This is a genomic window from Bacillota bacterium (assembly GCA_013178305.1).
Taxonomy (GTDB): domain Bacteria; phylum Bacillota; class Sulfobacillia; order JABLXB01; family JABLXB01; genus JABLXB01.
The window spans coordinates 1-7935 of the sequence record JABLXB010000014.1; the positions used below are offsets into that span (position 1 = coordinate 1).

Below are 7935 nucleotides of genomic sequence, written 5' to 3' on the forward strand. Positions count from 1 at the left end.
CGTACCGGCTCAAGCAGCGGCGCAAGGAACCAGAGTACAATCTCTCAGGGGTGGATCACATTCAAGCGAGCACCGGTGGATCACTCCCACGCGAGCGCGGCGGATCAGAATCTCGTTGACAAACGCAAGTGCAGGCATCATCGTGTTTTGGGGAAAGGACTCTACATGAGGAATTCGTTGTTCTTATAAGAGTAAAGAACGCACCAATTGAACATAAAAGCTGGTCGCCTGCGCTAGCTTAACGGTATCAACCCACTCACCGGCATGATGAGCTTGCTCGGGCTCCCCGGGGCCACACAAGACCACAGGCAGACCAGTGGCCGGTGCCAGAATGGACGCATCCGTATAATAGGGCATCCCGCAAGGCTCCGGGATGAAATTGCTCTCTGCACCCGGCCGTGCTATCCGCACAGCGTCAAGAGCGGCCGAGATTAATAGTGCATCAACAGAGGTATCGACAGCGGGATAATCCTTGAGTACGAGAGTCCCGACCTCTACTTCAGACGCATGTGACTTGAATTCATCCAGGAGCCTTTCCAGTCCGACAAGCAAGTCACTGTGAAGGCACCCGGGCACGGTGCGCACATCAACGGTGGCCCTGCAAAAGTCGGGAATGATGTTAACCTTTAGGCCGCCTTTGACAGTTGTTACTGCCAGCGTCGCACTGCCAAGTAACCTGTGGTGGGGGCAGGGGAGACGATATCTCTCAACCGCACCAATCAATTGTGCCATGTGTGACACAGCGTTAACTCCCAGGTCGGGCATTGCAGCGTGAGATGCCTTTCCGCGAACCTCGAGTTCAAGCCACAAAGCGCCCTTGTGGCAGGACGCAACCTGCAGCCCCGTCGGTTCAGCAATTACCAGGCTTCCCAACCCTGTGGGCAGTAACCCCCTGCTGACTATCTCCCGGGCACCCAAGCAGGTATCTTCTTCATCAGCCGTGAGCGCCATTACCAGGTCACCAGCCAAGGACTCTCCGAGGGCCATGATTGCGGCCATGGCGCATGCCATGGCCGCAATGCCACCTTTCATATCGCTGGCTCCAAGCCCATAGAGACGGCCATCCCGGACCTCGCCGCTAAATGGATCGCACAGCCACATCTCGTCGCTGATCGGTACTGTGTCAAGGTGCCCGCACAACAGCACCCCTGGGCGCCGGCCCTCGCCGGGAATGCGGGCTAAAACATTTGCCCTATCTGGTGCTACAGGGATCACCTGGCTACTAATCCCGTGGTCCTCTAGCCACCAGGACAAGTAGCGAGCACAGCGCTCCTCTCCTCCCGGCGGGTTATGGCTGGGAATCCTCACGAGTTCCTGGGTCAACGCCACTACCTGTTCCGGGTTTACCCGGGGCCGTCCGCTCATACTATCTGTCCTCATCGTTGATTATGCGTAGGAGAAAACTGCCAGGTCCCCTACTCCGGTACGGCTGAGAATGCCCCACTTGGACACCCAGCCCCCCGCTCCGGAGGCACCTCTGACAGCCCGATCTTCGAAACCTGCGATCACACCGTTGACGATGGTAATGGTGGCCAACTTATCTCTCGGGTCCACCACAGTAACGTTGGCGTAGGCCCCCTTGCCCAGGTGACCTACCTTATCAACCCACCACGCTTGCCCGGTCCGCTCTGCAAAGAGGGCCGCAGGATTGGTCGTCATCAAGGCCACCGCTTCCGGCAGATTGAGTACGTTCATCTCGACCAGCTCTAAGATGGCCGGCACATTATCCCGGGTGTCGCCAAATCCTTTCATCGTGGCGTCGTTCTGCCCGTCCGACACCATTACCTTGACCAAGCCATTCGCTAGGGCTTCATAGGCTACTTCCTGGGCCTTCTCGGGTAAGAGCAATCCTTCCCTGCTCCCCTTGCCGGGGCGAAGCTGGGTACTAACGAATTCGGCCGTAACCCCGGGTTTCTTGACCAGGTCCACCACCCGCTGCATGCTCTCGACCGCATCGGCATGCGTACCGCAACCCGCTGCTGTGGCATGCGCGAGGTGAAGAGGGCGCCCTTTAGATAGGCCTACCAGGCGCTCGGCATGAGCCGGGTCCTGAGTGTGAGACATGAAAACCAGATTGGCTTTCGAGCTGATCTCGAATATTGCGTCGAGGGATTCGTCACTCAGGATATAGTGCCCCATATGATCCTTGATCCCCACACAAAGCATCCCGGTAGTGTTTGTGATGGGGTTGCGGCTGAGACTGACCGCTCCCACCTCCCACGGCAGCTCTCCCCTAAAGAAGGCGATCTTCTCTTCCACAGATGCGCGAGGGGCGAGAACACAGGCAGCACCCAGGTAAACACCGACGTGCATTGGCAGGCCTCGATCGACCTCTGCCCCCAGTAGGGAGGGAGCCATGAGGGTGTTACCTGCACCCGGGCTCAAACCCATAGTCACGCCGTCGGCGACGGCAGTGTAAATGGGATCGGTGCTGATCTCGAAAAGGTCCCCCACGTGGAGGTGCATGTCAATTAGGCCTGGGAAAACCAGCAGCCCGTTGACGTCGATCACGCGGTCGCCCTTCTCCGGAATGATGCTGTCCGCCACCTTACTGATCATCCCGTCCCGAATCGAAATATCTTTCACGGCGTCCACTTTATTTTTTGGATCAATTACCCTTCCACCCTTGAGTACTAACGCCCCTGTCGGCTTAATGTGAGTCAGCGGGTCATGCAGCGAACCGTTACGAGCCGATCCCATCATATCCGGAAGCTTGTTCATTTTTGTCCAGTAAGTCATACTGGCTCCCCCTTTCAACCTACAAAGGCATGCCGAACCCGGGCAGCCACTTCAGTATCATCACAACAACCGCCGTGGTCAACGCCATGGAAAATGTGTTACCAATTACAGGGTGCCATCCATCCGGCAGCTTTTTTATCACCATGTGAGCCAGGGGCGGACCCATGATCGCACCCAGAACGGCTCCTGCGAGGATGACGGGAAGAGTTCCGCCGAATATCAACACGACCGCCGGCGCCACGCTGACAACCGGTACAAAGGTGGGATACCAGCCTTCCTTCTTCCAATGCCGGAAATAAAGGAATACCCCTGTTGCTGAGGCGATGACCTGCGAAAGCAATATGGCAGGGAACAGCTTTGATCCATATGCAGGGTGTGCGGGATTGAGCATGTAAGAGATTATGGTGCCCCCGATAATTCCAACGCTAGCCCACTCATTGCCGTAAAACTGGGCTTCCGTGAAATCGGCCAGCACCCGGCGGATGAACCATGTGGCTGTTTCCTCGCGGGCTGGCGCTGCGGGGGGCGGAGTCTCCTCTTTTGCAGTGACCCGCCGCATCCAGGGGAGGTAACGGCAGATCTCCAGGACAATGATGGTGCCCAACCACATCGCGGTCACATTTGCAATCACGAGTGGCATCTTCGTGGGGAGTAAAATGTGGAGATCGATCCACCAGGCCAGGGGGAAGCCAATCAGACCGCCGAGAACAGCTCCAGTAAGGGCAGCTGCCCACGAGCCACCGTAGACGAACACAACCGCGACAGGCGTGCTTACAAAAGGAACAAAGGTCGGAATCCAACCCACATCGGTAGTGTTCAGTACCTGAATATAGCGGAACCCTACAACGGAGAGGAACAGGCCCAGGCTCTGGCTGAGAAGTACCCAGGGCCACAGCCGTGTACCGTAGCAGATCCGGAAGCCGGCCCACTTGCTACCCCGCACGTCAAGTTGCCAGGCGATGAACGCAAACAGTAACAGTCCAAGCCCGCCAAGGACGCTCTTATAGAATTGGGCCTCCGTTGTATCGCCAATGAGCCATAACAGTTGATACAGTGCGTTGCCGGCTGCGTTCTTTGCCAGCTCATTATATGGAAGCCAGCCAGCAACTGTAGGCAATGAATTCATGAACCAGTACAGAAAAACCGCGCCGCCAATCGTAATGACGAACCCGCCAAGGCTCGGTCCTTTCCCTCGCTCCACGCCGTGCTTGAGGTCGGTAGCCGTACTCATAAGAAATCCCTCCCTCCTCGTTTCCTTGATTGCCCTTCGGAAACACCTCATCTAAGTTGGCATCGCCGCCGTTTCATACCCCCCGTTACCCCGCTTGTAACCGATTCAGCCCTGTGTTGTGCGGTTAGAAACTGTAAGACTTATGCTGTTGTATGTTACACCGCAAAGGAGCACTTCCTCTAGGTAATGTTGCTGAAACACGCGGCGCGTATTTGTAATAATTACACAAGATAAATTGGGCGATCGGAATGTGTTTACGGCAGGTATTCTGCAGAGAAATCACGTAAGTTCAAGCAATTCGAGTTGGGGCGTATTTGCTATTGAACACCGATTCAAAGTCGAACACGCCTGGAAAACAACCACAGTACTCCAAAAATGTACTCCGGAGCTCACTCTGTTCGTCCGGAGTTGGGTGGTCGATCAGGGCGCCACCCCAGACCGTGTCGCGGTCTAGCGGACCGCGATGGAACACGAGCCCACCGTGGATGCCCGCGGCTATGGTTTCAACGGGAAACGACGCGCACGATTCGCCCGCCATGTTTAGCACGACTACCACTCCCCCGCCCCTGTATTCACCCAGGAAAGGAGCGGCGGAACCCCCAATGACGACGACCGCTTTCTTTGCGCCGAACTGCTTCATGTGAACCGCAGCGCGGGGACCGGCGTTGCCGCGGATGAAGAGCCGTCCACCCCTGGCGGACATGGCCGCCATGTGACCGCACGAGCGGTCAACGATTATCCTGCCGCTGCTCACGGTATTCCCCACGCTGTCCTGGCCGTTTCCGAACACGCGAATCTCAGGGCCGTTCAAGAAGATACCCAGGTCCTTTCCAGGCGTCCCATACACGTCGATCTGGGATCCGGCCGTGACGCACACCTTGAGCGTGCTGTCAGTGAGGTCCACCGCCCTTTACCGCCTCGCCAGTCCGGCGGCGCAGGACTTTGGTAATGCTCAGCAATCGCTTCTTGAGGCTACGGGTCCGGTCCTGGAAATAGTGACCGGCAGCAATGCCCAGAGCTTGTGCCTGCTTGACCAGGCGAGTGATAGTCCGCACCCCGACGTAAATCAGGCTGGCATCGGTCGGGTAATGGATGTTGGCTTCGACGGCGGTCGTATCAACCCTTACTTTGCGCGCTTTGAGCAGACCTTCTTCACTCGCCTTGCGAACCCGATGCTCGTTTAGGAGCGCCATATGATTACCGCCGTTAGCGTCCAGACGCTGGCGGATCTTGGTCAGACTGCTCGGGTGAGGGACGGGCTGGTCCCAGGGGAAACGACATAACCGGCGCCAACTGATCCGGTCGTCGACTAGAACACATACTACCGGTCGCTGAGGTCGTACTGGTGCTTCAGGGCGACCATCCTCAGATAGGTCTCACCGGAATCCCTTGTTACTCAGACGTTTTTCAAGGTCCAATGCCCAGGTTTTGCAGCAGAAACTACCTAACGGTTGATCCTGGCTGGCCTGTAGTTGGCGGGCAGCGAATGGCTTTTGGATCGGCAGAATGTATATAAGCTGGACACGCCCACTACTACGCGGTGCAGACGGGGTGGGTGGACGGAAGGTCTCGTGTGGTGTGGCAGAAGTACCTGAGCAAGGCGGAGGACATCGTGGCCAAGTTGTCGGCTGCGGGGGCCGAACCCTACACAGCGCGGTGGAGGCGGAGATCGCCCGCTACGACGGTACGTCCCCCGTGATCGGTCGGCGGCTCTCCTGAGCGCCGTACCGACGATCCTGGACAACGTGGATCCCAACCAGATCCGGGAGACCATCCGCATCTTCGTCAGGAGAGTCATTGTGACCCCGACGGGGAGGATGGCCGAGGAGAACCGCGAGAGGACGGTCTTAGTGTAGTTCTATTCCCTATACCCTGCTAAACGGAAGTTCACCACAAGAGAGATGCAGGAAAGGCCGGTGTAGAGCGGTTTTCTCCACATCGGCCTTTTCGTTTTCGTGGCTGCGCCGGTGAGCGAATACCTAATAGCTGGTATATCTGCTGTTGCCTCTCGCTTGGTTCGGTCAGTTTGGTCAAGGTCTGGCCGGCCACCTCAACCGTGTGGCGATGCAATGATCCGAGCTGCTCCAGAAGCAGTTGCAGGCTGAGCTTCTCCCGGTCATCCAAGAGCGGCCGTAGACTCTTGCGCATGTGCCATAGGACATAGTAGGCGAGCATGTACAGGAAGGTGTGAGCCCGCACCCGGTCCGCCAAGCGATGATATACAGGCCGGATTTCCAGGTGGAAAGTCTTCATGCTGCGGAAGGCCTGCTCTACATGCTGCAGGCTTTTGTACCCGTCCACGAGTTGTTCTGCGCCCAACTCTTGGGCCGGTACGTTGCTGCGAATTACATAGACACCATCCAGGTACTTCTCGATAGATTCCTCCTTGCGCTTGTAGTCGAAGCTGTTGTCGGCAATCTCAAGATGGAAATGCTTAGCTACTTTCCAGCGGTTGACTACCTTTCCGGCTGCCAGGCCGATATCGGCTGCCCCTTTCAGCTTCCCCTTGCCCACCCGCTCCTTGATCTTGGCTAAGTCTCTTTCGGTAGACAACAGAAGTTCTTCCCGCTTTCGGGTACGCTCTTCCGAAACCAGGGGGTTACGACATACCACCAAGCGTTCCCCTGGCCGTTCGGGATCGCCGATCTCCATCAGGTTCTTCTCGCTAAATAACGTCAGCTGAATGCAGCCTTGCTGGCGCAGCCGCTGAATATCTCTCGCCTTAAGGGCAGTAATCCAGCCGTAACCCAGTTTCTCTATGTCAGATATCCGTGTGTTGGCGATCATACCCCGGTCTCCCACCACCACAACCCGCCGGAAGTGGTACCGCTCCCTAAGCCGTTGCACTTGCGATCCAAGAGTCAGGGGGTCGGATGTGTTGCCAGGGAATACTTCCACCGCCACTGGGCATCCATCCAGGTTAGTGAGTAGCCCGTAGGTGAACTGCTTCTTCCCCTTCTTCCCGTCCCGGTTGTGGCCGAAAGCAGCCAAGGGGCACTTCCCCCCCTCCAGGTAAGTCGAGGAAAGGTCGTAGAGGACCAAGCAGCCGTCCTGAAGGTGCTTTTCCGCCAGTTTTGCCTGGATGGCCTCCTGGCGCTCCAGAAGCATGTCCATGGCCTCGTACAGATCATCCGGATCGTTCCCGCCACCGGGCAAGTCCACCAGTTCCTCCGGAAGTGTGGTCTGCTGCCACCAGCTTGCGGTGAATAGCTTCGACCTCGGCTTCAAGACGCGGGCTACGATCATGGCCAGGGCGGTCCTGCGCCACGGTTGATCGTACGAAACAAGGACCCGGTCAAGGCCGATCTTACGGATGGTCGCGAGCACTGCGTGGACAGCCCCATGGGAACGGGAGGAGAGAATCTTGAAGCCATCTCCTGCAGGTACCAACTTCTCGCCCTTCAGGCTCCTCCGCAGAATCTCCAGGGCTTCTGAGGACAAGTCGGAGACGTTGGCTATGGTCTTGTGTTTGATCTTGCTACCCTCGCGGTAAGAGGTGCGGAGGAGCCAGGAATAGTACACCTTGTCTTTTTCGCGGTGGGGTACCTTTTCCAAGTGAATGGCTGGAGCCTTCTTCTGCCTCATGGTAACCGTATACCATCATTGGATCGCTATGGCAATAGTATTAACAGCTATGCTACTGGCTACATCTGGAAAACAGATGTGGCCTTAAGCCCTTGCCACCAGGGGTTTGAGACCCATTCCAAAATGGCGAACTTCCGGCTAGAGGAAGAACGGGCGCGGGCCTGTTGCCAAACTAAGCTACCTTTAGAGCAGGCGGAAGGACGGTTGAGAAGACCCGGGATGCCACGGCGGCGAGGCGGAGGGCCTGGGCCATGGACCTGCGACGGAGGGTCGTGGCCAGTTGTCTCACGTTGTGGGCGGCCAGCGCCATCAGGGCCTCAATCCAGACGTTGTCCCTGCCCCTCAGCCGGGCACGACTTAACCCTCGGGCCTGTTTCACC

General features: G+C 57.2%; 7 protein-coding genes. All 7 read right to left on the minus strand.

Annotated elements, in window-relative coordinates; translation table 11 throughout:
- Positions 1-183 precede the first annotated feature (183 nt).
- Positions 184-1365, minus strand: a complete 1182-nt coding sequence (locus tag HPY55_16170) for a M20 family metallopeptidase (GenBank protein NPV72143.1) — start codon at positions 1363-1365, stop codon at positions 184-186.
- 21 nt (positions 1366-1386) lie between these two features.
- Positions 1387-2721 carry an amidohydrolase family protein gene (locus HPY55_16175; protein ID NPV72144.1) on the minus strand — a complete coding sequence of 445 codons (1335 nt, stop codon included), beginning with the start codon at positions 2719-2721 and terminating at the stop codon, positions 1387-1389.
- Positions 2722-2758: 37 nt separating this feature from the next.
- Complete coding sequence (locus HPY55_16180) at positions 2759-3970, minus strand: hypothetical protein (protein NPV72145.1); 1212 nt, start codon at positions 3968-3970, stop codon at positions 2759-2761.
- A gap of 289 nt (positions 3971-4259) precedes the next feature.
- On the minus strand, positions 4260-4874 hold the full coding sequence (locus HPY55_16185) for a hypothetical protein (GenBank protein NPV72146.1): 615 nt from the start codon (positions 4872-4874) through the stop codon (positions 4260-4262).
- Positions 4861-5268 (minus strand): transposase, encoded by a 408-nt coding sequence (locus HPY55_16190; GenBank protein ID NPV72147.1) that lies wholly within the window; start codon positions 5266-5268, stop codon positions 4861-4863. The genes HPY55_16185 and HPY55_16190 overlap by 14 nt, the downstream gene beginning before the upstream one ends.
- Positions 5269-5857: 589 nt before the next feature.
- Entirely contained in the window at positions 5858-7555 is a 1698-nt protein-coding gene (locus HPY55_16195) for an IS1634 family transposase (protein ID NPV72148.1), read from the minus strand.
- A 172-nt stretch (positions 7556-7727) separates the two neighbouring features.
- On the minus strand, positions 7728-7935 hold a 208-nt coding region (locus tag HPY55_16200), incomplete at its 5' end, for a hypothetical protein (protein ID NPV72149.1).

Excerpts from the sequence above, each read along its gene's own strand:
- HPY55_16170 (NPV72143.1), bottom strand. The coding sequence starts at position 1,365 with ATGAGCGGACGGCCCCGGGTAAACCCGGAACAGGTAGTGGCGTTGACC.
- HPY55_16175 (NPV72144.1), bottom strand. The coding sequence starts at position 2,721 with ATGAACAAGCTTCCGGATATGATGGGATCGGCTCGTAACGGTTCGCTG.
- HPY55_16180 (NPV72145.1), bottom strand. The coding sequence starts at position 3,970 with ATGAGTACGGCTACCGACCTCAAGCACGGCGTGGAGCGAGGGAAAGGA.
- HPY55_16195 (NPV72148.1), bottom strand. The coding sequence starts at position 7,555 with ATGAGGCAGAAGAAGGCTCCAGCCATTCACTTGGAAAAGGTACCCCAC.